This window comes from Mesorhizobium sp. P2_F7 (assembly GCF_056403695.1).
In genome coordinates this window covers 354,279-379,469 of sequence record NZ_JBFUFA010000002.1, presented here as the reverse complement: position 1 = coordinate 379,469, position 25,191 = coordinate 354,279, and the positions used below count along the sequence as shown (strand labels likewise).

Sequence of the window (25,191 nt, the reverse complement as noted above, 5' to 3'; positions counted from 1 at the left end):
AGCGAAATGACCGATATCACCGTGCGTCCCTTGGCGCAGGCTGACCACGCCGACTGGCGGCGGCTGTGGACTGCCTACCTCACCTTCTATGAAACCAAGCTGCCGGACGAGGTCTACGACATCACCTGGAAGCGGCTGTTCACGGCAGGCGAATTCGAGCCGAAGGGATTTATCGCCACCCTCGACGGCAAGGCGGTGGGCCTGACCCACTATCTCTATCACCGCTCCGGCTGGTCGGAGAAAAACAACTGCTACCTGCAGGACCTTTTCGCCGACCCTGATGTGCGCGGCAAAGGCATCGGTGCGGCGTTGATCGAAGCGGTCAAGCAGGAAGCCGGCAAGATCGGCGTCAAGAACGTCTACTGGATGACCCACGAAACCAACACCACGGCGCGCAAACTCTACGATCACGTGGCGCGCCGGACGGGCTTCATCGAGTACGATCTGCTATAGATAGCCGATGTTCCTCCCTTTCTTCCTCGAACTGAAGGCCGCGCGGGTTCCCGTTTCGCTCCGGGAATATCTGTCGCTGCTGGAGGGGCTGGAGGCCGGGCTGGTCGACTATGATGTCGAGGGTTTTTATTACCTCGCTCGCGCCGCTTTGGTGAAGGACGAGCGCCACATCGACCGCTTCGACCAGGTGTTTGCACATGTCTTCAAGGGGATCGAGGCGCTCACCGGCCCCGATGGCGTCGATGTCGCCAACATCCCTGAGGAATGGCTGCGCCGTCTCGCCGAAAAGCACCTGACCGAGGAAGAGAAGAAACTGGTCGAGGCGCTCGGCGGTTTCGACAAGCTCATGGAGACGCTGAAGCAGCGGCTTGAGGAACAGAAGGGCCGCCATCAGGGCGGCTCGAAATGGATCGGCACCGGCGGCACCTCACCGTTCGGCGCCTATGGCTACAATCCCGAAGGCGTACGCATCGGCCAGCATGAAAGCCGCAACCGCCGTGCGGTAAAAGTCTGGGACAAGCGCGAGTTCAAAAATTTCGACGATGCGGTCGAACTCGGCACCCGCAACATCAAGGTGGCGCTGAAGCGCCTGCGCCGCTGGGTGCGCGAAGGCGCGGAGGAAGAGTTCGACCTCCCCGGCACCATCCACGCCACTGCCGAGCACGGCTATCTCGACGTCCAGACGCGGCCTGAGCGGCGAAACGCCGTGAAGCTGTTGATGTTCTTCGATGTCGGCGGCTCGATGGACGACCACATCAAGAGCGTCGAGGAGCTGTTTTCGGCCGCCCGCGCCGAGTTCCGCCAGCTCGAATATTTCTACTTCCACAACTGCCTCTACGAAGGCGTGTGGAAGGACAATCGCCGCAGGCATGCCGAGACGATTTCGACCTTCGACCTGCTTCACAAATACGGCCCGGACTACAAGGTGATCGTGGTCGGCGACGCCTCGATGAGTCCTTACGAGATTGCCCATCCCGGCGGCTCGGTCGAACACTGGAACCCGGAAGCCGGCGCCGTCTGGCTCGGACGGATGCTGCAGCAATGGCCGAATGCGGTCTGGCTGAACCCCGAAAACGCGAAGAATTGGGGCTTCACCCATTCGATCGCCATGATCCGCGATATCTTCGGCGGCCGCATGTTCCCGCTCACGCTGGCCGGGCTCGAAGCCGCGACCAAGCAGCTCTCCCGCAAGCATTGAGCCCCAAACACGCCTCTACGCTGGTCGAACCTGTAACAAACCCCTATCTTCGTGCGAATACTGGCTGCAACCAACAACAAGCCGCCAAGGCTGAGGAGATCAAATGGACACCCACACCTACCCCGTTACCCGCACCGACGCCGAATGGCGTGCCCGGCTGACGCCGGAGCAATATGCCGTCATGCGTGGCCACGGCACCGAGCGTCCCGGAAGCTGTGCCCTGCTCTATGAAAAGCGCGCCGGCACGTTTTCCTGCGTCGGCTGCGACCAGCCGCTGTTCGAATCCAAGCTGAAGTTCGAGAGCGGCACCGGCTGGCCGAGCTTCAACGACCCGGTGCCCGGCTCGGTCGAGAACACCGTCGACCGCAGCTACGGCATGGTCCGCACCGAATGCCACTGCTCGCGCTGCGGCAGCCATCTCGGCCATGTCTTCGACGACGGCCCGCCGCCGACCGGCCTGCGCTACTGCATCAACGGCGTGGCGCTGAAATTCGAGCCGGCGGCCTGATCCGCAACCCGGTCATCATTTCTTGCAAGGGCGGCTCCGGCCGCCCTATTTTGTGCCCGGCCGGCGTTTCAGACAACGACCACCAGGATCAGCCATAGCGCGGAACCGAGCATCATCAGCGAGGCCTTGGCGCCGCCGGCCTTTTCCGCAATTCGCCAGACGGCCAGCGTCAGGAAGATGTTGTAGGGCACCGGCGCGAAATGCACGGCCAGCACCACTGCCAGCGGCAGCTTCAGCCCAAGCAGGATGAGTGCAACCACCGACGACGCGACGTTGATCGCGGTGCCGACAACAACCATGTCGCGCCAGAACAGACGATCGAGCGGCACGGCACCGTGCCAGCGCGAGCGGAAGAAGCCGGCCGTTCCGCCCATCTTGCCGTCTTCGCTCCCCGCCGGTCCTGGCATAGGCTCAACTCTTTCATTCTGAGCGATCCCGAACGCGGCAGGCGCGCACGATGATCGTAGAAGCATATGGCTTGGCGATCGCCGTCAAACAATCGCAAAATCTTTCCGGATGGCCCCTTGCCGGCATCCGCAGCAAAGCTAATTTGCTGACCGTGCCGTTCCTTCGTCCCGAGGTCGCCTGCCAGGGAGGTCTTTGATGAGCGACAAAAGCTACAATGTCTTGTTCTTATGCAACGCCAATTCAGCGCGCTCGATCATGGGCGAAGCCATTCTAAACCGCGTTGGCGCCGAGAAGTTCAAGGCCTTCTCCGCCGGGTCCCAGCCGAAGGGCACCGTCAATCCCTACGCGCTGCAGCTGCTTGAGAGCCTCAACTACGACACCGGCTTCGCCCGCTCGAAAGGCTGGGACGAGTTCGCAAAGCCCGACGCGCCGGAGATGGATTTCGTCTTCACCGTCTGCGACAGCACGGCCAACGAATCCTGTCCGGTCTGGCCCGGTCACCCGATGACCGCGCTGTGGGCGATACCGGATCCGGCCAAGGCACAAGGCACCGACGCCGAAATGCATCTGGCCTTCGCCGACGCCTATCGCATGCTCAACAACCGCATCTCGCTGTTCACCAACCTGCCGATGGACGCGCTGGACCACATGGCGTTGCAGCAGCATCTGGACGAGATCGGCCACGACGCGCCGAAACCGAATTAGCGCCAGGCGCCCTCAGCCTGTCCCAGCACCTCAGTGACGGCGCGCTCGAAGCGCGAGCATTCCGTCACCAGCCAGTCGGCCATGGCCGGCCAGTTGTCCTCGGCAAAGCAGTTCACCTGCCATATCGAGTTGATGCCGAGACCTTCGCAGCTCTGTTCCGGCCTGAGCTTCAGCCTGTCTTCGATCGCCGGCTGGAACGGCTTCAACCGCGACCAGGCTTCAGTGGCGCCGAACTTCTCGTTGCGGCCGAAGAAGACGCCGACATGGTTCTGCGCCGGCGCGACATACATGGACAGGACCAGGGCGAAGTCCGGCAGCCCGCGCTGCCAGAACCAGGGTCCGCGCCGCGCCATGGATGCGCGTTCCTCCGGATGCCGTTCGGCGAACAGCGCCCAGAAGCTGCGTTGGCGGAATTCAGAGGCGCGGCGGGCGCCGAAGTCGAATTCGCTCATGGTTCGATGCCCGTTCCAGCATCATGCCCGGCCCGAGACTGTTCGAAATTGGCTCCGGCGATGACCGCCGGAGTCGAATTTCCATACGGTCTCTTACACCATGCCGAGGGCGGCCATATACAGATCGAGGATGGCGTCCTCTTCCTGCCGCTCGGCCTGATCCTTCTTGCGCAGCCGGATGATCGACCGCATCGCCTTGGTGTCGAAGCCGGTGCCCTTGGCCTCGGCGAACACTTCCTTGATGTCGTCGGCGATGGTCTTCTTTTCTTCCTCGAGCCGCTCGATGCGCTCGATGAAGGCGCGCAACTGGCCGGCGGCAACAGTCTGGCTGGTATCTGTAATGTCGTCGGCCATGTTTTTTCTCCGCTACCTTCTAGCACCGCGATTCTGACGCGGCAAAATTGGAGCGGGTTCGATGCCCGAGCGGGCGCGGCGGGTCAAGCCATTATCGATGCTTCGTGGACGGCTGCTGCCAACCGTCCCCTTCATAATGACACGCCTTAAGGCGTGTTGAGATTCAGGTCAGGCCGAGCCGAAAACTGTGGCTTCCGAGAACCGGAGCGGAGCGTACTTTTCGTACGTGAGCACCGGAAGCGCAGGAAGCCGCTGTTTGCAGGCCGGCCTCACCTGAATATCAATACGCCTCAGGTGAAGGCGATCAACAGATCCTTCGCGTCGATCTGGTCGCCGGCCTTGACCAACACTTCGGCCACCGTGCCGTCGCGTTCGGCATGCAGCGCCGTCTCCATCTTCATTGCTTCGATCGACAACAGCACATCGCCGGCCTTGACCGCCTGGCCGGCGGCAACCGCAAGCGCAGAGACCACGCCCGGCATCGGCGCGCCGACATGCGCCTCGTTGCCGGGCTCGGCCTTGCGTCTCGCCTTTGCGGCGGACGCACCATGCGCCCGGTCCGGAACCTTCACCCTTCGCGGCTGGCCGTTGAGTTCGAAGAACACCGTGACCATGCCCTTCTCGTCGACATCGCCGATCGCAAGGCACCGTACCACCAGCGTCTTGCCTTTTTCGATGTCGACGAAGATCTCGTCTTCCGACTTCATGCCGTAGAAATAAGTCGGCGTCGGCAGCACGCTGACCGGGCCATAGGTCTCCTGCGCCGCGGCGAAGTCGGAAAACACCTTTGGATACATCAGCCACGAGGCGAATTCGTTGTCGCTAAGCTTGCGCTCCAGCTTCTCCTCGATCTCCTTGCGGCTGGCCTTGAGATCGGCCGGCTTCAACAGCGAGCCCGGCCGCACCGTGATCGGCTTGTCGCCCTTCAGCACCTTTTTTTGCAGAGCTTCCGGCCAACCGCCCGGCGACTGGCCGAGATCGCCGCGCAGCATCGAGACGACCGAGTCCGGGAAGGCGATGTCCTTACTGGGGTTCTCGACATCGGCGACGGTTAGGTCCTGGCTGACCATCATCAGCGCCATGTCGCCGACGACCTTGGACGACGGCGTCACCTTGACGATGTCGCCGAACATCAGGTTGACGTCGTGATAGGTCTGCGCCACCTCGTGCCAGCGCGTTTCCAGCCCGAGCGAGCGCGCCTGCTCCTTGAGGTTGGTGAACTGGCCGCCCGGCATCTCGTGCAGGTAGACCTCCGAGGCCGGTCCTTTGAGGTCGCTTTCGAAAGCGGCATACTGGTTGCGCACCGCTTCCCAATAGAACGAGATGTTGCGGATCCATTGCGGGTCGAGGCCGGGATCGCGCTCGGTGCCCTTCAGCGCCTCGACGATCGAGCCCAGGCACGGCTGCGAAGTGTTGCCGGAGAGAGAGTCCATCGCCGCGTCGATGGCGTCGACGCCGCTCTCCACCGCCGCCAGCACCGTCGCCGCCGATAGACCCGACGTGTCGTGGGTGTGGAAATGGATCGGCAGGTCGGTTGCCTCGCGCAGCGCCTTGAACAGCACGCGTGCCGCAGCCGGCTTCAACAGTCCGGCCATGTCCTTGACGGCGATGATGTGGGCGCCGGCCGCCTGCAATTCCTTGGCCAGCCCGACATAATATTTGAGGTCGTATTTGGCGCGCGCCGGATCGAGGATGTCGCCGGTGTAGCAGATCGCCGCTTCGACCAGCTTGCCTTCGGCGCCGACCGCGTCCATGGCGACTCGCATGTTATCGACCCAGTTCAGGCAGTCGAAGACACGGAACAGATCGACGCCACCGGCCGCTGCCTGTTTGACGAAATGCTGCACGACATTGTCGGGGTAGTTGGTGTAGCCGACGCCATTGGCGCCGCGCAGAAGCATCTGCAGCAAAAGGTTGGGTGCTGCTTCGCGCACCAGCGACAGCCGCTCCCACGGATCCTCGGTAAGGAAGCGCATGGCGACGTCGAAAGTGGCGCCGCCCCAGCATTCAAGTGACAGGAGCTGCGGCAAGGCCCGAGCGTATGTGCCGGCGATACTGGCGATGTCATGCGTGCGCATGCGGGTGGCGAGCAGCGACTGATGGCCGTCGCGCATCGTCGTGTCGGTGACCAGCACCTCTTTTCGCTCGCGCATCCAAGCAGCGAACTTCTGTGGGCCGAGCACGTCCAGTTTCTGCTTGCTGCCATCAGGCACATTGCCGTTGAGATAGGGCACGACGGGTGCTGCCGCATCGGCCTTCGGCATGGGGCGTCCGCGGGTTTCCGGATGACCGTTGACCGACACGTCGGCCAGGTAGTTGAGCAGCTTGGTGGCGCGGTCCTGGCGCTTGACCTGCTGGAACAGCTCCGGCGTCGTGTCGATAAACTTGGTCGTATAGGAATTGTCGGCGAAGCTCGGGTGGTTGATGATCGCTTCGAGGAAGGTGAGGTTGGTGGCGACGCCGCGGATGCGGAACTCGCGCAGCGCCCGGTTCATGCGGGCGATTGTCTCGGCCGGCGTCGGCGCCCACGCCGTCACCTTCTCCAGCAGCGGATCGTAGAAGCGGGTGATGACAGCGCCCGAATAGGCGGTGCCGCCGTCGAGCCGGATGCCGAAGCCGGTGGCGCCGCGATAGGCGGTGATGCGGCCGTAATCCGGAATGAAATTGTGCTCCGGATCCTCGGTGGTGATGCGGCACTGCAGCGCGTGGCCGTTCAGCCTGATGTCCTTCTGCGCCGGTACGCCCGATTCCGGCGTGCCGATGGCAAAGCCGTCCAGGATGTGGATCTGCGCCTTGACGATGTCGATGCCGGTTACCTGCTCGGTAACGGTGTGCTCGACCTGGATGCGTGGATTGACCTCGATGAAGTAGAATTTGCCGGTATCGGCGTCCTGCAGAAATTCCACGGTGCCGGCGCCGATATAGCTGGTCTCGCGCGCGATCTTGAGCGCATAGCCGCAAAGCTCCTGGCGCAACGCCTCACTGAGGTAAGGCGCCGGCGCCCGTTCGACGACCTTCTGGTTGCGGCGCTGGATCGAACAGTCGCGCTCGAACAGATGCACCGCGTTGCCGTGGGTGTCGCCGAGCACCTGGACCTCGACATGGCGGGCACGCTCGATCAGCTTTTCGAGATAGACCTCGTCCTTGCCGAAGGCGGCCTTGGCCTCGCGTTTGCCTTCGGTCACCTCGCGCAGCAGGTCGGCTTCCGAGCGGATCGCGCGCATTCCGCGCCCGCCACCACCCCACGACGCCTTGAGCATGATGGGATAGCCAACCTCGGCAGCAAGCTTTTTGATCGCCTCGCCGTCGTCCGGCAGCGGGTCCGTCGCCGGAATCACCGGCACGCCGACCTCGATGGCGAGATTGCGCGCGGCGACCTTGTTGCCGAGCCGGCGCATCGTGTCGGGCTTCGGCCCGATGAAGGTAATGCCGGCCTCGCCGCAGGCTTCGGCGAATTCGGGGCTTTCCGATAGAAGGCCATAGCCCGGATGGATTGCGTCGGCGCCGGACAGCCTGGCGACGCGGATCACTTCCTCGATCGACAGATAGCTTTCGATCGGCCCCATGTCCTTGTTGAGATGCGGCCCGCGCCCGACCTGATAGCTTTCATCGGCCTTGAACCGATGCAGCGAATATTTGTCCTCCTCGGCCCAGATCGCCACGGTTTTGAGGCCGAGCTCGTTGGCCGCGCGAAAGACGCGGATGGCAATTTCGGACCGGTTGGCGACGAGGATCTTCGTGATGGCCAAGGAAGAAGGCTCCGGACGGGAGGGATGGGGGCTCAGCAATGATTAACGCGAAAATGCTGCAGTGCAACCAAAATCGGGGGACAATTAAACCGATTTAAATGGATTCTAGCACCGCAAAGCGAAAGACTGCGTGCGAATGGCGTCGCCAAGTGACGCGAATTGTCATCCCGCGCACAATCCGCTTCCGGCTAACGGTTGTTTTTTAGCCAACGCAATCGCTCCGTCCCTGCTCCGGCTGGGCAAAAGAAAAATGCCCGGCGCAAGCGCCGGGCATTTCGTAGGGATTGCGTTATCCGATCAGCCTTTCGGCAGCCAGGTGATCTTGCCGTCCGGACCCTTCTTCCACTCGTACATGATGTAGCCCGGGAGCTTCGGATCGCCCTTCTCGTCATATGCGAGGTCGCCCAGAACGGTCTTGAACGGACCCTTCTCATGCAGCGCCTTGGCCACTTCCACCGGGTCGTTCGTCTTGGCCACGGCAGCGGCCTCCGCGATCACCTGCATGGCAGCGTAGGCGTAGAGCGTGTAGGCTTCCGGTTCAAAGCCCTGGGCGCGGAACTTCTCGACCAGTGCCTTGTTCTCGGGGATCAGGCGCGGATCCGGACCGAAGGTGTTGAGCGTGCCGATAACCGCGTCGCCCGCGATCGCAGCCAGCTCGTCGGTAACGATGCCGTCGCCCGACATCAGGGTTGCCTTGAGGCCCTGGTCAGCCGACTGGCGGATGATCAGGCCGGCTTCGGTGTGCAGGCCGCCCCAGTAGATCAGGGTGACGCCGGCGTCCTTCATCTTGGCGATCAGCGCCGAGAAGTCCTTGTCGCCGACATTGACGCCTTCGTACATGACTTCTGTCAGGCCGGCTGCGTTCATTGTCTTCTTGGTCTCGTCGGCAAGGCCCTGACCGTAGGGGGTCTTGTCGTGGATGACGGCAACCTTGGCGTCCTTGAAGTTGGCCGCAATATAGGCGCCGGCAATGCCGCCCTGCTGGTCATCGCGTCCGCAGGTGCGGAACACGTTCCACAGGCCGCGCTCGGTGAATTTCGGATTGGTCGCAGCCGGGGTCACTTCGACGATGTTGTTGTCGACATAGACTTCCTGCGACACCGGGATCGAGACGCCCGAGTTGAAGTGGCCGACCACGAATTTGACGCCGTCGCCAACGAACTTGTTGGCGACCGAGATGCCCTGCTTCGGATCGGAGACGTCGTCGCCGACTTCGAGCTTGATCTGCTCGCCATTCATGCCGCCTGCTGCGTTGATGTCGGCGACAGCCGCTTCCGCACCCTTCTGCAGCTGCGCACCGAAGGCCGCATTCGGGCCGGTGATCGGACCGGCGACGCCGACGAGGACATCAGCCCATGCGTTACCGCCGAACGCGACAAGCGCGGTCAGGGCAACGGCGGACAAAAGTGATTTCTTCATTTAAACGCTCCCATTTACGAGGTGGGCGTGGATGATACTTTCATGCGATGCCCACCCTTATCGCAGAAAGCGTACTTTGCCGATTTTCAGGCCCTTGTCACGCCGATTCATCCCCGGAACGGCGTTAATGATGAACGTCAGCCTTTCGGTTTCCAGCTTAAGATCGAAGCACGTTCGTAAAGCCAATTATACTGCGTCACCATCTGGTTGGTGCGCGTGTATTGATAGCCGACAAACCCCAATATCATGAGCACGATTGTGTCCACCACATAGTATTGCAGCGAAAACATCGTACCGCCGAACAGGGCATGATGGATGAACCTGATGCCGATGCCGAGCCCCAGCAGGTAGGCGAACAGCGCCGGCAGGCTGCGCCATGTCTGGGCGCTGGCCTTGCCGGTCATCCATGCCGCCCAGCCGCCGAGCAGACAGGTGACGAAGAAGAACTGCCAGATGGAAGGTTCCTCGTGAAGAATGCCTTGCATGGTGAAGACTCCTGAAATCAGTGATGGCCGCCTTCGAGATAGGCCGCGCGCACTTCGGGATTGGCGAGCAATTCCTTGCCGGTGCCGCTCATGGTCACGTTGCCGTTGACCATGACATAGCCGCGCGTGGCGAGCTTGAGCGCGCCGAAGGCGTTCTGCTCGACCAGGAACACGGTCAGCCCTTGCGTGCGGTTCAACTCGCGGATGGCGTCGAAGATCTGCTTGACGATCAGCGGCGCCAGGCCCAGCGACGGCTCGTCGAGCAGGAGCAGCTTCGGCCGCGCCATCAGCGCGCGTCCGATCGACAGCATCTGCTGCTCGCCGCCCGACAGCGTGCCGCCGCGCTGGGCGATGCGCTCCTTGAGACGCGGGAACAGCGTGAACACCTTCTCGGCATCCTCGTCATAGTGCTTGAGGTTGTCGAGACCGGCGCCCATCTGCAGGTTTTCCATCACCGTCATGCGCGGGAAAATGCGCCTGCCTTCGGGCGACTGCGCGATGCGCATGCGCGCGATCTCGTGCGTCGGCATCTGGGTGATGTCGGTGCCGGCGAAAGTGATGGTGCCGGAACGGGCCCGCGGCGCCCCGAAGATGGTCATCATCAGCGTCGACTTGCCGGCGCCGTTGGCGCCGATCAACGCGACGATCTCGCCCTGGTTGACGTGAACATCGACGCCGTTCAGCGCCTTGATGTTGCCGTAGTAGGTCTCGACGCCCTTGATGTCGAGCAGCGTTGTCTCGGCCATCATTTACGCCCTCCGCGCGGCTTGGATGTCGGGGATTTCCCGGCGGGCTTGGCCGTGGCCCGCTCGGTCGGTTTTCTCGGCGCGACGTTGGCCTTTGCATCGAATTGAGCTGCCTTCGAGGCGCCCTTCGACACCGTGACCCGCTCGCCCTCGCTGTGGCCGATCGTGTCGCTCACCGGGCCGGCGAGATAGGACGAAGACGAGCCTGGTCCGTGCGCCGTATCAGGCCCTATGTCCAACTGCTCGATGACGTCTTCATCGCCGACCTCGGTCAGCACCGTCTCGACCTCCTCGTCGTCGACGCCGAGATAGGCGGCGATGACGCGTGGGTCGGTGCGCACCGATTGCGGGCTGCCGTCGGAAATCTTGCGGCCATATTCGAGCACAACGACATGGTCGGAGATCTGCATGACCACCGACATGTCGTGCTCGATCAGCAGGATCGAGGTGCTGCTCTTGATGTCCATCAGCAGCGAATTGAGCGCTGCCGATTCCTTCGGATTGAGACCGGCCGCCGGCTCGTCGAGACACAGAAGCTCAGGGCCCGTGCACATGGCGCGCGCGATCTCAAGGCGCCGCTGCGCGCCATAGGGCAAATCGCCGGCCGGATCGTCGGCGCGATCGACAAGATCGGCCTTCTCCAGCCAGTGCTTGGCAAGCTCCACCGATTCGGCCGAGGCCCTGCGGTAGCCGCCGATCCCGAACAGGCCCAGGATCGTATAGCCCGATGCCTTCATCAGCTTGTTGTGCTGGGCAACCAGGAGGTTCTCCAACAGCGTCATGCCGGAGAATAGGCGAATGTTCTGGAAGGTACGCGCCACCTTGGCGCGCGCCGGGATCTCGTGGTTAGGCAACCGTTCGAGCAGGAAGGTCGAGCCGTCGGCACCGTTGAGCGTGATCATGCCTTCCGACGGCTTGTAGAAGCCGGTGATGCAGTTGAAGACGGTGGTCTTGCCGGCGCCGTTGGGCCCGATCAGCGCGGTGATCTCGCCACGCTTGGCCTGGAAGGACAGGTCGCCGATGGCGACCAGGCCGCCGAACTTCATCGACAGATGCTCGACCTGGAGGATGGCGTCTTTCATGCCCGAATTGGCCTTCTGAATCGAACTCGCATTCATCAGCCGTGTCCTTCCTTGGTGAAGGAACTGGAGACCGCTCTTCGCTCCTTGAGGAAGGCTGTCGGTTCACGACTGCCGACGAAGCCGCGCGGCTTCCAAAGCATGACGATGACCATGGCCATGCCGAACAGAAGCATGCGGTAAAGCTCCGGCGTGAAGTCCTTGCCGAAGACCTGCTTGAGGAAGTCGAGCTCGCGCAACGCCTCGGTGCCGCCGATCATCACCATTGCGGCGACCGCAATGCCGACCAGCGAGCCCATGCCACCGAGCACGACGATGGCCAGGATGATCGCCGATTCCAGGAAGACGAAGGATTCAGGGCTGACGAACCCTTGCCGTGCGGCGAAGAAGGCGCCGGCAAAACCGCCGAACATGGCGCCGGTGGCAAAGGCGGTGAGCTTGGTGGTGGTGGTGTTGATGCCGAGCGAACGGCAGGCGATCTCGTCCTCGCGCAGCGCCTCCCAGGCGCGGCCGACGGGCATGCGCCTGAGCCGGATCGTGACGAAGGCGGTGAGCAGCGCCAACGCCAGGATCAGATAGTAGAGGAAAATCTTGTAGTAGGCGCTCGACTGGGCGATGTGCAGCACCTTGCCGATATAGTTCGGGTCCGCCGAATTGAACGTCATCAGGCCGAAGAAGGTGACCTTCGGAATACCGGATATGCCGGCCGAGCCGTTGGTGACTTCACGCCAGTTGATCAGCACCAGGCGGATGATTTCGCCGAAGGCCAGAGTGACGATCGCCAGGTAGTCGCCGCGCAGCCGAAGCACCGGAAAGCCGAGCATCACGCCCCAGAAGGCGGCCATGGCGCCGGCTGCAGGCAGCAGGATCCAGAAGGACAGGCCATAGTGCGAGCCGAGCAGCGCATAGGCATAGGCGCCGACCGCATAGAAGGCGACGTAGCCGAGATCGAGCAGGCCGGCGAGGCCGACGACGATGTTCAGCCCCCAGGCCAGCATCACATAGATCAGAATCTGGATGCCGAAATTGTCGATCCACTTCAGCGAGCCCTGCAGCCCGCCGACAAATGACCACGACATCAGCGTCAACACGCCGACGACCAGGATCGGATAGAGCACCAATGCGGTGATCCCGAGCTTGGTGAAATTGTCATGGATGTAGGCGCGGAAGTAAAAGATCACACAGGCCAGTGCATAGATGACGGCCAGCGCGCGCAGGAACTGCAGATAGCCGGCCAGACCATCGCCCAGCAGCCCCGGCAAGGCGCCGCCGAACACGAACAGCACCCCCGCCAGCACGATAGCGACGATGAAGGCCGGAAGCATGAAGAAGCGCGACGCCACACTGGCCGGCAACAGGCCGGTGGCGACATTGGCGATCTTCTGATTGGCCATGAAGGGCTGGCCATAGGCGATGTAGAAGAAGCGGCCAAGCATGGTCAGCACGACCACGGTGATGAGCAGCCACCAGCGCGTCACCAGGATCAGCTGGTTGCTGATGTTCTGGTCGGTCTTCAGGCCGATGAACAGAACGAACAGGCCTAGCGAGATGGCGCCGGCATAGAGCGCCTCACGCAATGCGCGCTGCACGGGGGAGGCGACGGTGTCGCGCTCCGAGGATACGGTAACCGCCATTGTCTCAGACCTTTTCGACTTCTGGCCGGCCCAAAATGCCGGAAGGCAGGAAGATCAGCACGATCGCCAGGATGGAGAACGCCGCGACGTCCTTGTAGTCGATCGAGAAATAGGCCGACCACATGCTCTCGATGAAGCCGATCAGCAGCCCGCCAAGCACGGCGCCCGGGAGAGATCCGATGCCGCCGAGAACGGCCGCGGTGAAGGCCTTGACGCCCGGCACGAAGCCGTCGGAGAAGGCGATGACGCCGTAATACATCAGGAACAGCGTGCCGGCGACGGCCGCAAGGGCAGCGCCCATGATGAAGGTGATCGAGATCGTACGGTCGACATCGACGCCGAGAAGTGCAGCCATCTTGCGATCCTGTTCGCAGGCGCGCTGGGCGCGGCCAAGCGAGGTCCTGTTGACCAGGTACCAGAACAGCGCGAGCAGCAGCGCGGTGACGATGACGATGATGATCTGCTTCAGCGATATGCTGATGCCGTTGATGTTGTAGACCTGGCTGACCATCGGCGGGATCGGCTTGTTGCGCGGACCCTGCGTCACCTGGATGAAGTTCGACAGCGCGATCGACATGCCGATGGCGGTGATCAGCGGCGCCAGCCGGAACGAACCGCGCAGCGGCCGGTAGGCCACCTTCTCGATCGTCCAGTTGTAGAGGCTGGTGAGCAGCATCGCCACGATCATCATGATCAGCAGCGCCAGGACGACCGGCACCGAATAGAACAAGGAGCCGAGGATGAGGAAGACGACGAGGGCGGCGAATGCCCCGACCATGAAAATGTCGCCGTGGGCGAAGTTGATCATGCCGATGATGCCGTAGACCATCGTGTAGCCGATTGCGATCAGCCCATAGATCGATCCCAGCGTCAGCCCATTGATAAGCTGCTGGACAAAGTACTGCATGTGTACATGGCTCCCCTGGAATGTCGCCCATGCAGACGCATTCCTTTTCGTATTTCCCCTAGTCGTAAAGTTTCGAGCCCGGATTGCAACGTGATTTTTCAAACGTCGTGCGTGTTTTGCCGGCACGCCTTCCGATTGCCCGTTTTTTTGCTCCCGACCCCTGGACTATCGCGGACCCTATCATTGGCATAACGCAATGTCTTTGACGATTCAGCCGGTCAATGCGCCTCATTTCGAAGAAATCGCCGTCAAAATTAGGTGATGAGACGATTCGTTGCGTTTCTGAGAGGCTTCGTTTTTTAGCCACATTCCTTTCCGCAGAGGCAAGATTCTTGCTACTTGGCCACAAAGTCGCGCCGGGCGGACCGCAATGGCCAGTGGAGGCTGTGTTGAAGCCGAGCTTCCCGGCCCGACCGCCGGGCCTGGACGCGGCTGCCGGTCTTTGATCAGTAGGCGGACCCACCATCCTCGCTCAGCGCATGCCGCTCCGTGCCTTTCAAGGGCGGATTGAAGACGCTGACCAGGATCATGTCGCCTGCGGCGTCGGCCCGCAGATAGTGCTCGTCATGCTCATTGAGCACATAGATCGTGCCCGGCTCGATGCGATGCACAGCACCGGACATGTCCTCGACCTCGCCGGCGCCGGCGATGCAATAGCAGGCCTCGAAATGTCGCCGATAGTGAAGGCGCGATTCGCTGCCTGCGCGCACCACAGTGTGGCAGACGGTAAAGCCCATGCCGTCCTGTTGGGTCAGCAGCCGGTGGCTGGTGCCATTGCCCCAATTCACGAAGAAGTCAGATTTTTCTACATCAGCCAATTGTCTGGTGAACATGATTGCTTTCTCTGTGTTGTGGACGGAAGTCAGTTATCTGGCTCAAAATTGCCGCAGAACGCATCGACCTTCAAATGATTGCTTCTCACCGGTCATGTTAGTAAATCTTACAGATGGACTACATTCCGCTGAATGCCATCCGCGCCTTCGAGGCAGCCTCCCGCCGCCTGAGCTTTTCCGCTGCCGCCGACGAGCTGCATGTGACCCATCCCGCGATCAGCCACCAGATAAGGCGCTTGGAGGAGTGGCTGGGCGTGTCTCTCTTCCATCGCGATGCGCGCAAGGTAAGGCTGACCGATGCCGGCGTGATCCTGCAGGCGTCGGCTAACGCTGCCCTTGCCGAACTCGGCGCCACCTGCCGGCGGATCCGGCGCAATGCCGCCGCGGCGACGATTTCTGTCGGCTGCATCCCGTCCATCGCCAGCCGCTGGCTGGTGCCCCGCCTGCCGGCCTTCACCGCCAGCCATCCCGCCATCGGCATGCGCGTCGCCTACGCCAAGGCCGAGGACAGGCTTGGCGATGGCGACAATGACGTGCTGATCACGCTCGGCGCCGACCCGACGCCCGGCGTCACCAGCCTGAAACTGTTTTCGCGCCTCAACCGGCCGGTGTGCAGCCCCTATTACCTGGCCGGCAGGGAGCATCTCAGGACCCCTGCCGGGATCGCCGGCGCCGACTTGCTGCATGACGAGAACCGTCAGGGCTGGGGCGAATGGTTTGCCGAGGCCGGACTGGCCAAGGTCGATGTCGGCAACGGACCCGTCTTTGCCGACTTCAACATTCTGGCGACAGCTGTCATTGCCGGCCACGGCGTGGCGCTGTGTCCGGTCGATGTTTTCCGCGACGAGTTGAAGCGGGGCGACCTCGTTGTCCTGTCGGATATCTCGACCAACCGCGACAAGGGTTATTTCCTGACCATGGCGGCGGATGCCTCACCTGCAGCACTCACCTTCGCGGACTGGTTTCGTCGGGAGGTCGCGGTCGATACCAACGGGCCGGAGCCCACCGGTATCACTTGACCACAAAACCATACGCGAACGGGTCGCGGTCGTCGATGAAGATGGTGTTCAAGCCAGTCATCCGCGCCCAGCCGCCGATCGAAGGAATGATGGCCGGCTTGCCCGCAACGCTGACATCCTTCTCCACCTTGCCCTTGAACAGCGAACCGATGATCGATTCGTGGACGAAGCTGTCGCCTGCCTTGAGCTCGCCCTTGGCATGAAGCTGCGCCATGCGCGCCGAGGTGCCGGTGCCGCAAGGTGAGCGGTCGATCGCCTTGTCGCCATAGAAGACAGCGTTGCGCGCATCCGCGCCCGCCACCGTCGGCTTGCCGGTCCACAACATGTGCGACAGCCGATTTATCCCTGGATTTTCCGGATGCACGAACGAATACTTCTCGTTGAGCCGCTGCCGCACCACCGGGCTCCAGGCGATGAAATCGCCGGCAGAATGGTCAGCCATGTCGCGGTAATTCGCCTGCGGTTCGACAATGGCGTAGAAATTGCCGCCATAGGCGACATCGACGGTGATTTCGCCAAGCTGCGGGCACTCCACCGTCAGCCCTTCGGCATAAAGGAAGGACGGCACATTGGTAATGCGCACCTCCTCGACATAGTCGCCAACCTGTTTGTATTCGGCAATGACAAGCCCAGCCGGCGTGTCGAGCCTGAGCACGCCCGGCGTCTTCGGCTTGATCAGCCCATGCTCGATCGCCATCGTCACCGTGCCGATCGTGCCGTGGCCGCACATCGGCAGGCAGCCGGACGTCTCGATGAACAGGATGGCGATGTCGCAATCCTCGCGCGTCGGCGGATAAAGGATCGAGCCCGACATCACATCGTGGCCGCGCGGTTCGAACATCAATCCGGTGCGGATCCAGTCATATTCGGCCAGGAAATGCGCCCGCCGTTCCATCATCGTCGACCCCTCGAGCAAGGGACCGCCGCCGGCGACCAGTCGCACCGGATTGCCGCAGGTATGGCCGTCGATGCAGAAGAAGGATTTCTTGGCCATGATTTTCCTCGAACTCAAAACCGTTGCGGGCTGAAGGGGGCAAGATCGATCGGCAAACTCTGCCCGAGAACGAGATCGCGGATCAAGCGGCCGCTGGCCGCTGCCTGGGTCAGGCCGAGATGGCCATGGCCGAAGGCATAGACGACGTTGGGCGTAGTGCGCGCCGTGCCGATGACGGGCAGCGAATCCGGCAGCGACGGGCGATAGCCCATCCACTCGCGGCCACCTGACGCGTCCAGTCCCGGCAGGAATTGCTTGGCTTTTTCCAGCATCGCCTTCGAGCGCGCAAAATTCGGCGGCCTGTTGAGACCACCAAGTTCAACAGCGCCGCCGACACGCAACCCGGTTTCGAGCGGCGTGATGACGAAGCCGTGTCCGGAAAAGATCAGTTGCCGCTTCACGTCGAACGCGCCCGTCGGCAGCGTCGTGTTGTAGCCGCGTTCGGTTTCCAGCGGGATGCGGTCGCCCAACTGCACCGCCAGCAGATGCGACCACGCACCGGCGGCGACGACGAGCTGTCTCGCCTGCCGAACCGTGCCATCGGCCAGCGTCAGCGTCGCGCCGTCATCATTGCTCGCGAGGCGCTCGACGCGTGCTTTCTCCAAGCGCGCGCCCAGCCCCTCGGCATAGGCCCACACCGCCTTGCCGAGCAGTTTCGGGTCGGCAACCGTCTTCCATCCCGGCACGAACGTGCCCTTGATGAAGCGCGGCGACAGGCCGGGCTGCAGCCGCGCCAGTTCGTCGCCTTCGACATGGCGAAAGCCGATGTCGAATCGCGCGCGCGCCGCCCAGCCCGATAGCCCCGCCTGGAATTCTGCCTCGCTTTCGTAGAGCTCGAGCGAGCCGTCTTCGTGCAGCATCGGCCGCGCGCCGGACCGATCGAGCAGCCCCATCCATTCGGCTTCGGCGAGCTTCATCATGCCGGCCTGCGCAGTGAGGCTCGCCTCGTAATGCTTCGGCGCGCCGGCGCGCCAGAAGCGGAACAGCCAGGGCAACAGCTTCGGAAGATAGGCTGGCGGGATGCTGAGCGGTCCGAGCGGATCGGCAAGCCATTTCGGCAATTGCCGCATCATGCCCTTATGCGCCATCGGCAGCACGTCGGAGAAGGCGAAGGCGGCGGCATTGCCGGAACTGGTTTCCTCGCAGATGCCGGTGCGGTCGAAGACCGTGACGCTGCGCCCGGCCTCGGCCAGCATGGCGGCGGCACAGATGCCGACAATGCCGCCACCGACAATGGCGATGTCTTCCCCTTCTCCCCGTTCACGGGGGTGAGGAGTGGTCCGCGCAGCGGACGAAAAGCCAATTGCTTGGCTTTCCGAACGACGAACGCCCGGAGCGCCAGCGAAGGGCTGCGGTGCCCGAGGGGCGGGGCGGCGCCCCGCTTCTGCCGATTTGGAATTTCCTTGCACGCCGGCGTTGCCCCTCATCTAGCTGCCGCCATCTTCTCCCCGTGAACGGCAGGGCAATCGCATATGGACTCTTTCGAGGAATCGAACGGCGAACAAATCGGAATCGCGTCGAGAACAAACGTCGCGAGATTCCATCTTTGTTCCGCATATGCGATTCCCCTGCCGTGAACGGGGAGAAGAAAGCTCTCAGAACGCCGGCAGCTTCGGCCGTACCGCCAATGCGTCCTTGACGATCTTCTCAACCGCCTTGCGGCGCTCGCCCGACAGAGGCTGGCGCGGCATGCGCACGCGGTCATTTGTGTTGATGGCGAGCACTTCGGCAAGCTTGATGTTTTGTACCAGATAGGTCGAGACATCGAGATCGAGCAGCGGCCGGAACCAGCGGTAGATCGAAAGCGCCTCATCGCGACGGCCCTGCTTCATCAGCTGGTAGATGGCGACGGTCTCGCGCGGGAAGGCGACAACCAGACCCGCCACCCAGCCGATAGCGCCGACCGACAGCGCCTCAAAGGCGAGATTGTCGACGCCGGTGAAGAGGTCGTAGCGGTCGCCGAAGCGGTTGATGATCTCGGTCGAACGGCGGATGTCGTCGGAGGATTCCTTGATCGCGACGAAGCGCTTGTCGGCGGCCAGCTCCTCCATCTGGTCGACGGTGACGTCGACACGGTACGCGAGCCGGTTGGAGTAGATCATCACCGGCAGGTCGCCGGCCTGGGCGACGGCGCGCAAGGCAGCGACCGTCTCTTCCGGATTGGTGTGGTAGATCGGGCTCGGCACCACCATCAGTCCGTTGGCACCTTCCTTGGCGGCGCGCTTGGCAATGCTCGCCGCCTCGCGGGTGCCGGCCTCGTTGACCGTCAGCAGCACCGGCTTGTTGCCGGCGACCTTCTGCGCCGTCTTCAGCACCTCGATCTTTTCGTCATGCGACAGCATCGGCCCTTCGCCGAGCGAGCCGCAGACGATTATGCCGTCGCAGCCGGCCTCCATCTGCAAGGCGAAGCAACGCTCCATCTCGGCATGGTCGAGCCGGTCGTCGGCAGTGAATTTGGTCGTGACGGCGGGGAAAACTCCGGTCCACATGGTCATCTCTCCATCTGATATATCAGCCGTATATCTGGTAGGAATTCCACTGTCAATGCGGAATCTGCTATGATATATCTAAAATATATCAGGAGCAGACCTTTGATATCCACCGAGACAGCATTCCCGGAGCCGGCTGCCACCAAGGCCTATCGCGCGCTCGAGCATATGATCGTGACGCTGGAACTGGCGCCGTCGAGCTTTGTCACCGAGGGCGCCCTGATTGAAAGGCTCGGCCTTGGCCGCACGCCCGTGCGCGAGGCGATCCAGCGCCTGGCTTGGGAAGGCCTGCTCGACATCAGGCCGCGCGCCGGCATCGCCATAGCGCCGCTGCATCCCGGCGACTGGCTGCGCGTGCTCGACGCCAGGCGCGGCGTCGAGGTGGTGCTGGCCCGTTCGGCCGCCCGCTTCGTCACCCGCGAGGCTGCGGACCTGTTTCACGAGGCAGCACTTGCCATGCAGAAGGCGGTCATCTCCGGTAATGTGCTGGCCTTCATCCAGGCCGACAAGGCCCTCGACGAAGCCCTGGCGCTCGCTGCCGACAACCCGTTTGCGGCACGCCTTGCAGCACCCCTGCAGACCCACAGCCGTCGCTTCTGGTTCCGCTACAAGGCCGACACCGGCCTCGCCGAATCCGCCGAGCACCACGTCGCGCTGATCCGCTCGATCCTGGACGGCGACGAGGAGGCCGCCGCGAAGGACGCCAAGCGCCTGATGGCACTGCTGCGCGGCCATGCCGAGACGGCGGCGACGCGCTGAACGGGCGATCAAATCCCTTGCGCGGTGGCGATGGCGGTATTCTCCCATCCGTCACCGGTCGCGAAGATGCAGCTTCGGCCCTGAACGTCGGTCACCAGCATCGACCAGGTCCCATTTGCCGAAACATAGATCTCGACAATGGCGGCCTCGCCGACCACACCGTAGCCGATCTGCTTTTGTTGAAAGGCCTGCGCCAGCCCCGCGACGAGGTCGCTGTGGCCACCGCAGATAAATTGCGCCTGCGCCGATAGCGTCGACAGCGCCAGCGCGGCGCCGATCACGGCTATCCTGATCCATCGAAACGAAATTTGTGTGCCATAGGGCACCTCCTTCGCCTTGGCGTTCCGGCAAAGGGAGGCACATGGGGCAGCCTCAATATACCGAAACGCTCCAGGCCGGGTTCGACGTCTTCATCACGTCACTCCTTCTGGTTTTCCGGTCTGTCGTCAGGGAATTTTATCATTCCCTTGAATCGATATGGTGAGGCCACCATCCGAAAACAAGCACCATTTCGGGGCTTGCTGCGCGTTGCACGACAACGATCGGCGTCAGACTTTCGCCGGTTCGCGAAGTGCCGCCCATTTCAGCAAGGCGTCGAGCGCCGGGCACAGCGACTGGCCCCAATCGGTCAGGCAATATTCGACCTTCGGCGGCACCTGATGATGCACGATACGGCGCACGATGCCGTCGGCCTCCATCTGCCGCAGCTGCTGGATCAGCATTTTCTGCGAGATCGCCGGGATCGCCCGTTCGAGGTCGGAGAAGCGCAGCACCTTGCCGCCGAACAGGTGAAACAGGATCACCAGTTTCCAGCGGCCTTCGAGGATGCGCAGCACATTCTCGACGCCGGTCGCAGCGGATGAGGGCGTCAGCGGCGCGACCTTGCTTTCAGGCCCAGCCTTACTTTCAGGTAAGTACCTTACTTTTTCGTCGGTTCTTGTCATTTCCGCAGCATATCTCACTTTAGGGACCGAACAAGCACCGCCGACGTCAAGCCGGCGGGCGACAACCGGAACCGGAGACGAGACCATGACCGTGAAACTTCCCCAGCCGCTGGCGAATTATTTTGCTGCCAAGAACCGGCACGACATCGATGCAATGCTTACCCCCTTCGCATCGGACGCAACCGTCCGCGATGAAGGCGAAATCCATCAGGGGTCAGCCGCCATCCGCGACTGGATGGACGCAACGACACGCAAATACCGGGTCACGGTTGACGTCACCGACGCGAAGGTCAACGGCAACGCGTGGCTGGTCGCCGGCCTGGTCTCAGGGAACTTTCCGGGCAGCCCGGCGACGCTCCACTACAACTTCACCGTGGCCGGCGACCGGATTAAAGGGCTTGAGATCGGTGCATAAAGCAAAAGGGACGCAACAAAAGCCGCGCCCCTTTTTGAGTTTTCTGTCGAGATCAGTTCATCGTCGGGATGACGAATTCGGCACCATCCTTGATGCCTGCCCGCGCCCGCAGCCGAAGGCGAGGACGCGCAAGCAAGAAGACCGTCCGGTTAGTTCATCGTCGGGATGACGAATTCGGCACCATCCTTGATGCCGGACGGCCAGCGCGACGTCACCGTCTTGGTCTTGGTGTAGAAGCGGAACGCGTCCGGGCCGTGCTGGTTGAGGTCGCCGAAGGACGACGCCTTCCAGCCGCCGAACGTGTAGTAGGCGATCGGAACCGGGATCGGCACGTTGACGCCGACCATGCCGACCTGGACGCGGGACGCGAAGTCACGCGCGGCATCGCCGTCGCGGGTGAAGATGGCGACGCCATTGCCCATTTCGTGGTCGTTGGCGAACTTGATGGCGTTCTCATAGGTCGGCGCGCGCACCACCGAGAGCACCGGTCCAAAAATCTCTTCCTTGTAGATGCGCATGTCTGCGGTGACGTTGTCGAAGAGGCAGCCACCCATATAGTAGCCGTCCTCGTAGCCCTGCATGGAGAAGCCGCGGCCGTCGACGACCAGCTTGGCGCCTTCCCTGACGCCGATGTCGACATAGCCCTTGACCCGCTCCAGCGCCTGGCGCGTCACCAGCGGGCCGAAATCGGCGGAGGAATCGGTCGACGGGCCGACCTTGAGGCTTTCGACACGCGGGATCAGCTTTTCCATCAGCCGGTTGGCGGTGTCGTTGCCGACCGGAACCGCCACCGAGATCGCCATGCAGCGCTCGCCGGCCGAGCCGTAGCCGGCGCCGATCAGCGCATCGACCGTCTGGTCCATGTCGGCATCGGGCATGATGATCATGTGGTTCTTGGCGCCGCCGAAGCACTGCACGCGCTTGCCGGCTGCCGTGCCGCGTGAATAGATGTAATGGGCGATCGGCGTCGAGCCGACGAAGCCAATGGCCTTGATGTCGGCATCGTCGAGGATGGCGTCGACGACGTCCTTGTCGCCATTGACGACGTTGAGGATGCCGGCCGGCAGGCCAGCCTCGATGAACAGTTCGGCGATGCGCATCGGCACGCCCGGGTCACGCTCGGAAGGCTTCAGGATGAAGGCGTTGCCGCAAGCGATTGCCGGCGCGATCTTCCACAGCGGGATCATCGCCGGGAAATTGAACGGGGTGATGCCGGCGACGACGCCGAGCGGCTGGCGCATCGAATAGACATCGATGCCGGGGCCGGCGCCATCGGTGAATTCGCCCTTCATCATGTGCGGCGCGCCGATGCAGACTTCGACCACTTCGAGGCCGCGCTGGATGTCGCCCTTGGCGTCGGCGATGGTCTTGCCATGCTCGCGCGCCAGTATGTCGGCCAGTTCGTCATAGTCGCGGGCGACCAGTTCGAGGAATTTCATCAAAACGCGCACGCGCCGCTGCGGGTTGGTGGCGGCCCATTTCGGCTGTGCTTCCTTGGCGTTCTCGACCGCTGCGCGCAGTTCCGCCGGCGAAGCCAGCGCCACGGTACCGCGCACCGAGCCGTCCATCGGCTGCATCACGTCCTGCTTGCGCCCGCTGGTCCCGGCGACATGTTTGCCGCCGATGAAATGACCGTATTCGATCATGATTTCTCTCCCTGAGTTTGTGATGGTGCATTCAACGCCTTTGCAGGCGCGAAGGCAACGCGAGGGAGAACGCAACCGTTGTGCAGGAAATAGACAACGAGTGGCAGGTGTGCATTAATTGCCGCAAATGGAGCGTGTCACAAAATATCCACTAAGGACTACGGGTTGAGTTCCTTCACACCCCCCTCTGTCCTGCCGGACATCTCCCCCGCAAGGGGGGAGATCAGATGTGGCTGTCGCCTTCATAAATCTTCAACGCAGCAAAAGAGATCCCGCAGGCGGAGCTGCCACTCTCCCCCCTTGCGGGGGAGATGGCCGGCAGGCCAGAGGGGGGTGGGCGGGAACGCGACGCTTCTTAACCGGCAGGACCACCCCCATGAACTGGGATGATGTCCGCATCTTCCTCGCCGTGGCCCGCGCTGGCCAGATCCTCGGTGCCGCCAAACGTCTCGAGCTGAACCACGCCACTGTCTCGCGTCGTATCGTCGCGCTCGAGGATGCGCTGCGGACAAAACTGTTTCGTCGGCTTACCACCGGCAGCGAACTGACACCGGCCGGCGAGCGCTTTCTCGACATTGCCGAGCGCATGGAGGGCGACATGATCGCCGCGCGCTCGACCGTGTCCGGCGAAGGCGACGATATTTCCGGCACGGTGCGCATCGGCGCGCCAGACGGGTTCGGCGTCGCCTTCCTCGCCACGCGTCTCGGCGCGCTGACGGCGCTGCACCGCGAACTGACGATACAGCTGGTGCCGGTGCCGCGTTCCTTCTCGCTGTCGCGGCGCGAGGCCGATATCGCCATCACCGTCGAGCGGCCGAGCGAAGGCAGGCTGGTGGCGGGAAAGCTGGTCGACTACACGCTCGGCCTGTTTGCCTCGCGCGGCTATGTCGAGGCGCATGGCCTGCCGGGGACCTCAGCCGAACTTAGCCAGCATACATTGATCGGTTATGTGCCGGACCTCATCGTAAGCCCGTCGCTCGACTATGCCGCCGAGTTCAGCCCGGACTGGCGCACCAGCTTTGCCATTTCCTCAGCGCTTGGCCAGGCCGAAGCGGTGCGTTCAGGCGCCGGCATCGGCATCCTGCACACTTTCGTCGCCCGCTCGATGCCGGAGCTGATCCCCGTCGACATCGTTGCGCCGATCCGCCGCGCCTACTGGCTGGTCTATCACGAATCGGTCCGGCCGCTGCGCCGCGTGCAGATCGTCGCCAATTTCATCACCAAGGCGGTGGAGCGGGAGCGCGGGCTGTTCGTGTGATCACGGCTCGTCAAGAATGAATGAACTCACCACCTTCTCGGCGTCAGCCGCCAGCGGCGCCCATAGCTGCGCCACCTGCTCTACGCTCTCTCCCATCACGCTACAGTTGACATAACCATAGCGAGCGCCCCTTGCCGAAAACGCAAACCTCGAGTGGCCGTACAGGTTGATGCCCTCGTAACTAACTGTGAAGTCCACATCCGCAAGGCGCACGGGATAGCCGTCCGGAAACTGCGCAAGTTTGTCGTTGGTGAATTCAGCCGTGCTGTATGACCTGCCTATCATCCATTTCCAGTCGTTCATCGACCAGTCCTGGATTAACTTACGCGGATCGGCGGGCGAGCCTGGTCCGACTGGATTGTAAAGCGAACCCGATACCATGCAGGTAAGACCGCGCTCGCCGGAGTTTATAGTAAGCAATATCTCCTTGTCGGACGGCGGCTCGTTTATCCACTCCCCCGGGAAAGGTCAGTGAAAACCCGTTGCCCCGGTCATGAACTGTTTTGTCGGCGGCATTGGCCTGGGCAGCGCATGACAGAAATCCAATAGCCGCCACAAAAAGGTGATTCCGCATCGCCGTTTTTTCCCCTCAGTGCCTTACGGTTCGCCTTCGGGCGGACCATGCCACGCATCACAATAACATGGCCAAGCCGTGCAACGCCGCCTTTCCCTTGCCACAAAACCCGCCAGTGTGGCATCAGGCATGCAATTTCTGGCCTCGAGTAGGCCGCCGGTTG

Annotated in this window: 25 protein-coding genes and 2 pseudogenes; 9 read left to right on the top strand and 18 right to left on the bottom strand. The window is 62.5% G+C overall.

From position 1 onward, the window contains the following. The first annotated feature begins 6 nt into the window (after positions 1-6). The 3 genes from AC1DZ8_RS07140 to msrB all read left to right on the top strand — a co-directional run bounded on the left by AC1DZ8_RS07140 (position 7) and on the right by msrB (position 2,159). Positions 7-453, top strand: coding sequence for an N-acetyltransferase family protein (locus AC1DZ8_RS07140; RefSeq protein ID WP_477307209.1), 447 nt, complete (start codon positions 7-9; stop codon positions 451-453). A gap of 7 nt (positions 454-460) precedes the next feature. Further along, complete coding sequence (locus AC1DZ8_RS07135) at positions 461-1,651, top strand: vWA domain-containing protein (protein ID WP_477307210.1); 1,191 nt, start codon at positions 461-463, stop codon at positions 1,649-1,651. 103 nt (positions 1,652-1,754) lie between these two features. Next, a complete protein-coding gene (gene msrB / locus AC1DZ8_RS07130; protein ID WP_142869739.1) occupies positions 1,755-2,159 on the top strand; it encodes a peptide-methionine (R)-S-oxide reductase MsrB in 405 nt (134 codons plus the stop codon). Positions 2,160-2,227: 68 nt separating this feature from the next. Here msrB and AC1DZ8_RS07125 read toward each other — a convergent pair whose 3' ends face one another. Next, the gene (locus tag AC1DZ8_RS07125) at positions 2,228-2,566 is read right to left on the bottom strand and encodes a hypothetical protein (RefSeq protein WP_477307213.1); all 339 of its coding nucleotides are present in this window, start codon (positions 2,564-2,566) and stop codon (positions 2,228-2,230) included. A 50-nt stretch (positions 2,567-2,616) separates the two neighbouring features. Between AC1DZ8_RS07125 and AC1DZ8_RS07120 the strand changes: the two genes are divergently transcribed. Then, positions 2,617-2,763, top strand: a complete 147-nt coding sequence (locus AC1DZ8_RS07120) for a hypothetical protein (RefSeq protein WP_477307215.1) — start codon at positions 2,617-2,619, stop codon at positions 2,761-2,763. Beyond that, positions 2,763-3,272, top strand: a complete 510-nt coding sequence (locus AC1DZ8_RS07115; RefSeq protein WP_477307216.1) for an arsenate reductase ArsC — start codon at positions 2,763-2,765, stop codon at positions 3,270-3,272. The genes AC1DZ8_RS07120 and AC1DZ8_RS07115 overlap by 1 nt, the downstream gene beginning before the upstream one ends. Here AC1DZ8_RS07115 and AC1DZ8_RS07110 read toward each other — a convergent pair. From AC1DZ8_RS07110 to AC1DZ8_RS07065, 10 genes and pseudogenes are all read right to left on the bottom strand, one after another. After that, a complete protein-coding gene (locus AC1DZ8_RS07110) occupies positions 3,269-3,724 on the bottom strand; it encodes a hypothetical protein (protein ID WP_477307218.1) in 456 nt (151 codons plus the stop codon). The two genes, AC1DZ8_RS07115 and AC1DZ8_RS07110, sit on opposite strands and share 4 nt — an antisense overlap. A 93-nt stretch (positions 3,725-3,817) precedes the next feature. Further along, positions 3,818-4,078 carry a DUF2312 domain-containing protein gene (locus tag AC1DZ8_RS07105; protein ID WP_112393546.1) on the bottom strand — a complete coding sequence of 87 codons (261 nt, stop codon included), beginning with the start codon at positions 4,076-4,078 and terminating at the stop codon, positions 3,818-3,820. A 290-nt stretch (positions 4,079-4,368) separates the two neighbouring features. Beyond that, entirely contained in the window at positions 4,369-7,827 is a 3,459-nt protein-coding gene (pyc, locus tag AC1DZ8_RS07100) for a pyruvate carboxylase (RefSeq protein WP_477307220.1), read from the bottom strand. 297 nt (positions 7,828-8,124) lie between these two features. Continuing rightward, complete coding sequence (locus AC1DZ8_RS07095; RefSeq protein ID WP_477307221.1) at positions 8,125-9,246, bottom strand: branched-chain amino acid ABC transporter substrate-binding protein; 1,122 nt, start codon at positions 9,244-9,246, stop codon at positions 8,125-8,127. A 137-nt stretch (positions 9,247-9,383) separates the two neighbouring features. Then, positions 9,384-9,731, bottom strand: coding sequence for a DUF6867 family protein (locus tag AC1DZ8_RS07090; protein ID WP_023668719.1), 348 nt, complete (start codon positions 9,729-9,731; stop codon positions 9,384-9,386). A 17-nt stretch (positions 9,732-9,748) separates the two neighbouring features. Then, positions 9,749-10,477 (bottom strand): ABC transporter ATP-binding protein, encoded by a 729-nt coding sequence (locus tag AC1DZ8_RS07085; protein WP_142869801.1) that lies wholly within the window; start codon positions 10,475-10,477, stop codon positions 9,749-9,751. Between the two features lie 14 nt (positions 10,478-10,491). Next, a pseudogene (locus AC1DZ8_RS07080) lies at positions 10,492-11,595 on the bottom strand (ABC transporter ATP-binding protein); the annotation flags it as partial. Continuing rightward, a pseudogene (livM, locus tag AC1DZ8_RS07075) lies at positions 11,595-13,106 on the bottom strand (high-affinity branched-chain amino acid ABC transporter permease LivM); the annotation flags it as partial. The pseudogenes AC1DZ8_RS07080 and livM, both read right to left, overlap by 1 nt. 88 nt (positions 13,107-13,194) lie before the next feature. After that, positions 13,195-14,097 (bottom strand): branched-chain amino acid ABC transporter permease, encoded by a 903-nt coding sequence (locus AC1DZ8_RS07070; protein WP_477286529.1) that lies wholly within the window; start codon positions 14,095-14,097, stop codon positions 13,195-13,197. 446 nt (positions 14,098-14,543) lie between these two features. Then, complete coding sequence (locus AC1DZ8_RS07065; protein ID WP_477286527.1) at positions 14,544-14,930, bottom strand: ectoine synthase; 387 nt, start codon at positions 14,928-14,930, stop codon at positions 14,544-14,546. A 113-nt stretch (positions 14,931-15,043) separates the two neighbouring features. Here AC1DZ8_RS07065 and AC1DZ8_RS07060 point away from each other — a divergent pair, with 113 nt between their 5' ends. Beyond that, positions 15,044-15,949, top strand: coding sequence for a LysR substrate-binding domain-containing protein (locus AC1DZ8_RS07060; RefSeq protein WP_477307224.1), 906 nt, complete (start codon positions 15,044-15,046; stop codon positions 15,947-15,949). Here the strand turns inward: AC1DZ8_RS07060 and AC1DZ8_RS07055 are convergent. The 3 genes from AC1DZ8_RS07055 to AC1DZ8_RS07045 form a co-directional block, all read right to left on the bottom strand. Then, complete coding sequence (locus AC1DZ8_RS07055) at positions 15,942-16,943, bottom strand: 4-hydroxyproline epimerase (protein ID WP_477307226.1); 1,002 nt, start codon at positions 16,941-16,943, stop codon at positions 15,942-15,944. The two genes, AC1DZ8_RS07060 and AC1DZ8_RS07055, sit on opposite strands and share 8 nt — an antisense overlap. A gap of 14 nt (positions 16,944-16,957) precedes the next feature. Further along, positions 16,958-18,139, bottom strand: a complete 1,182-nt coding sequence (locus tag AC1DZ8_RS07050; protein WP_477400586.1) for an NAD(P)/FAD-dependent oxidoreductase — start codon at positions 18,137-18,139, stop codon at positions 16,958-16,960. Positions 18,140-18,538: 399 nt separating this feature from the next. Continuing rightward, positions 18,539-19,432: a dihydrodipicolinate synthase family protein gene (locus AC1DZ8_RS07045; protein ID WP_477309998.1), complete on the bottom strand. Its 894-nt coding sequence runs from the start codon at positions 19,430-19,432 to the stop codon at positions 18,539-18,541. Between the two features lie 69 nt (positions 19,433-19,501). On the opposite strand from AC1DZ8_RS07045, the gene AC1DZ8_RS07040 reads away from it, so the two are divergent. Further along, a complete protein-coding gene (locus tag AC1DZ8_RS07040) occupies positions 19,502-20,191 on the top strand; it encodes a GntR family transcriptional regulator (RefSeq protein WP_477309996.1) in 690 nt (229 codons plus the stop codon). Positions 20,192-20,199: 8 nt separating this feature from the next. Here AC1DZ8_RS07040 and AC1DZ8_RS07035 read toward each other — a convergent pair whose 3' ends face one another. Both AC1DZ8_RS07035 and AC1DZ8_RS07030 read right to left on the bottom strand, forming a co-directional pair. Then, positions 20,200-20,517, bottom strand: coding sequence for a hypothetical protein (locus AC1DZ8_RS07035; RefSeq protein ID WP_477309994.1), 318 nt, complete (start codon positions 20,515-20,517; stop codon positions 20,200-20,202). A 222-nt stretch (positions 20,518-20,739) separates the two neighbouring features. Continuing rightward, the gene (locus AC1DZ8_RS07030) at positions 20,740-21,063 is read right to left on the bottom strand and encodes a winged helix-turn-helix transcriptional regulator (protein ID WP_477310004.1); all 324 of its coding nucleotides are present in this window, start codon (positions 21,061-21,063) and stop codon (positions 20,740-20,742) included. Between the two features lie 157 nt (positions 21,064-21,220). Here AC1DZ8_RS07030 and AC1DZ8_RS07025 point away from each other — a divergent pair, with 157 nt between their 5' ends. Further along, positions 21,221-21,550 carry a nuclear transport factor 2 family protein gene (locus AC1DZ8_RS07025; RefSeq protein ID WP_477309993.1) on the top strand — a complete coding sequence of 110 codons (330 nt, stop codon included), beginning with the start codon at positions 21,221-21,223 and terminating at the stop codon, positions 21,548-21,550. A 149-nt stretch (positions 21,551-21,699) separates the two neighbouring features. On the opposite strand, the gene AC1DZ8_RS07020 is transcribed toward AC1DZ8_RS07025, so the two are convergent. After that, positions 21,700-23,196 (bottom strand): CoA-acylating methylmalonate-semialdehyde dehydrogenase, encoded by a 1,497-nt coding sequence (locus AC1DZ8_RS07020; protein ID WP_477309992.1) that lies wholly within the window; start codon positions 23,194-23,196, stop codon positions 21,700-21,702. 376 nt (positions 23,197-23,572) lie between these two features. Here AC1DZ8_RS07020 and AC1DZ8_RS07015 point away from each other — a divergent pair, with 376 nt between their 5' ends. Beyond that, positions 23,573-24,454 (top strand): LysR family transcriptional regulator, encoded by an 882-nt coding sequence (locus AC1DZ8_RS07015; RefSeq protein WP_477309991.1) that lies wholly within the window; start codon positions 23,573-23,575, stop codon positions 24,452-24,454. On the opposite strand, the gene AC1DZ8_RS07010 is transcribed toward AC1DZ8_RS07015, so the two are convergent. After that, on the bottom strand, positions 24,455-24,757 hold the full coding sequence (locus AC1DZ8_RS07010) for a hypothetical protein (RefSeq protein ID WP_477309990.1): 303 nt from the start codon (positions 24,755-24,757) through the stop codon (positions 24,455-24,457). It lies immediately after the preceding gene. Between the last annotated feature and the right edge of the window lie 434 nt (positions 24,758-25,191).

Excerpts from the sequence above, each read along its gene's own strand:
- AC1DZ8_RS07140 (WP_477307209.1), top strand. The coding sequence starts at position 7 with ATGACCGATATCACCGTGCGTCCCTTGGCGCAGGCTGACCACGCCGAC.
- AC1DZ8_RS07135 (WP_477307210.1), top strand. The coding sequence starts at position 461 with ATGTTCCTCCCTTTCTTCCTCGAACTGAAGGCCGCGCGGGTTCCCGTT.
- msrB (WP_142869739.1), top strand. The coding sequence starts at position 1,755 with ATGGACACCCACACCTACCCCGTTACCCGCACCGACGCCGAATGGCGT.
- AC1DZ8_RS07125 (WP_477307213.1), bottom strand. The coding sequence starts at position 2,566 with ATGCCAGGACCGGCGGGGAGCGAAGACGGCAAGATGGGCGGAACGGCC.
- AC1DZ8_RS07120 (WP_477307215.1), top strand. The coding sequence starts at position 2,617 with ATGATCGTAGAAGCATATGGCTTGGCGATCGCCGTCAAACAATCGCAA.
- AC1DZ8_RS07115 (WP_477307216.1), top strand. The coding sequence starts at position 2,763 with ATGAGCGACAAAAGCTACAATGTCTTGTTCTTATGCAACGCCAATTCA.
- AC1DZ8_RS07110 (WP_477307218.1), bottom strand. The coding sequence starts at position 3,724 with ATGAGCGAATTCGACTTCGGCGCCCGCCGCGCCTCTGAATTCCGCCAA.
- AC1DZ8_RS07105 (WP_112393546.1), bottom strand. The coding sequence starts at position 4,078 with ATGGCCGACGACATTACAGATACCAGCCAGACTGTTGCCGCCGGCCAG.
- AC1DZ8_RS07095 (WP_477307221.1), bottom strand. The coding sequence starts at position 9,246 with ATGAAGAAATCACTTTTGTCCGCCGTTGCCCTGACCGCGCTTGTCGCG.
- AC1DZ8_RS07090 (WP_023668719.1), bottom strand. The coding sequence starts at position 9,731 with ATGCAAGGCATTCTTCACGAGGAACCTTCCATCTGGCAGTTCTTCTTC.
- AC1DZ8_RS07085 (WP_142869801.1), bottom strand. The coding sequence starts at position 10,477 with ATGGCCGAGACAACGCTGCTCGACATCAAGGGCGTCGAGACCTACTAC.
- AC1DZ8_RS07070 (WP_477286529.1), bottom strand. The coding sequence starts at position 14,097 with ATGCAGTACTTTGTCCAGCAGCTTATCAATGGGCTGACGCTGGGATCG.
- AC1DZ8_RS07065 (WP_477286527.1), bottom strand. The coding sequence starts at position 14,930 with ATGTTCACCAGACAATTGGCTGATGTAGAAAAATCTGACTTCTTCGTG.
- AC1DZ8_RS07060 (WP_477307224.1), top strand. The coding sequence starts at position 15,044 with ATGGACTACATTCCGCTGAATGCCATCCGCGCCTTCGAGGCAGCCTCC.
- AC1DZ8_RS07055 (WP_477307226.1), bottom strand. The coding sequence starts at position 16,943 with ATGGCCAAGAAATCCTTCTTCTGCATCGACGGCCATACCTGCGGCAAT.
- AC1DZ8_RS07050 (WP_477400586.1), bottom strand. The coding sequence starts at position 18,139 with ATGCTGGCCGAGGCCGGGCGCAGCGTCACGGTCTTCGACCGCACCGGC.
- AC1DZ8_RS07045 (WP_477309998.1), bottom strand. The coding sequence starts at position 19,432 with ATGTGGACCGGAGTTTTCCCCGCCGTCACGACCAAATTCACTGCCGAC.
- AC1DZ8_RS07040 (WP_477309996.1), top strand. The coding sequence starts at position 19,502 with ATGATATATCTAAAATATATCAGGAGCAGACCTTTGATATCCACCGAG.
- AC1DZ8_RS07025 (WP_477309993.1), top strand. The coding sequence starts at position 21,221 with ATGACCGTGAAACTTCCCCAGCCGCTGGCGAATTATTTTGCTGCCAAG.
- AC1DZ8_RS07020 (WP_477309992.1), bottom strand. The coding sequence starts at position 23,196 with ATGATCGAATACGGTCATTTCATCGGCGGCAAACATGTCGCCGGGACC.
- AC1DZ8_RS07015 (WP_477309991.1), top strand. The coding sequence starts at position 23,573 with ATGAACTGGGATGATGTCCGCATCTTCCTCGCCGTGGCCCGCGCTGGC.
- AC1DZ8_RS07010 (WP_477309990.1), bottom strand. The coding sequence starts at position 24,757 with ATGAACGACTGGAAATGGATGATAGGCAGGTCATACAGCACGGCTGAA.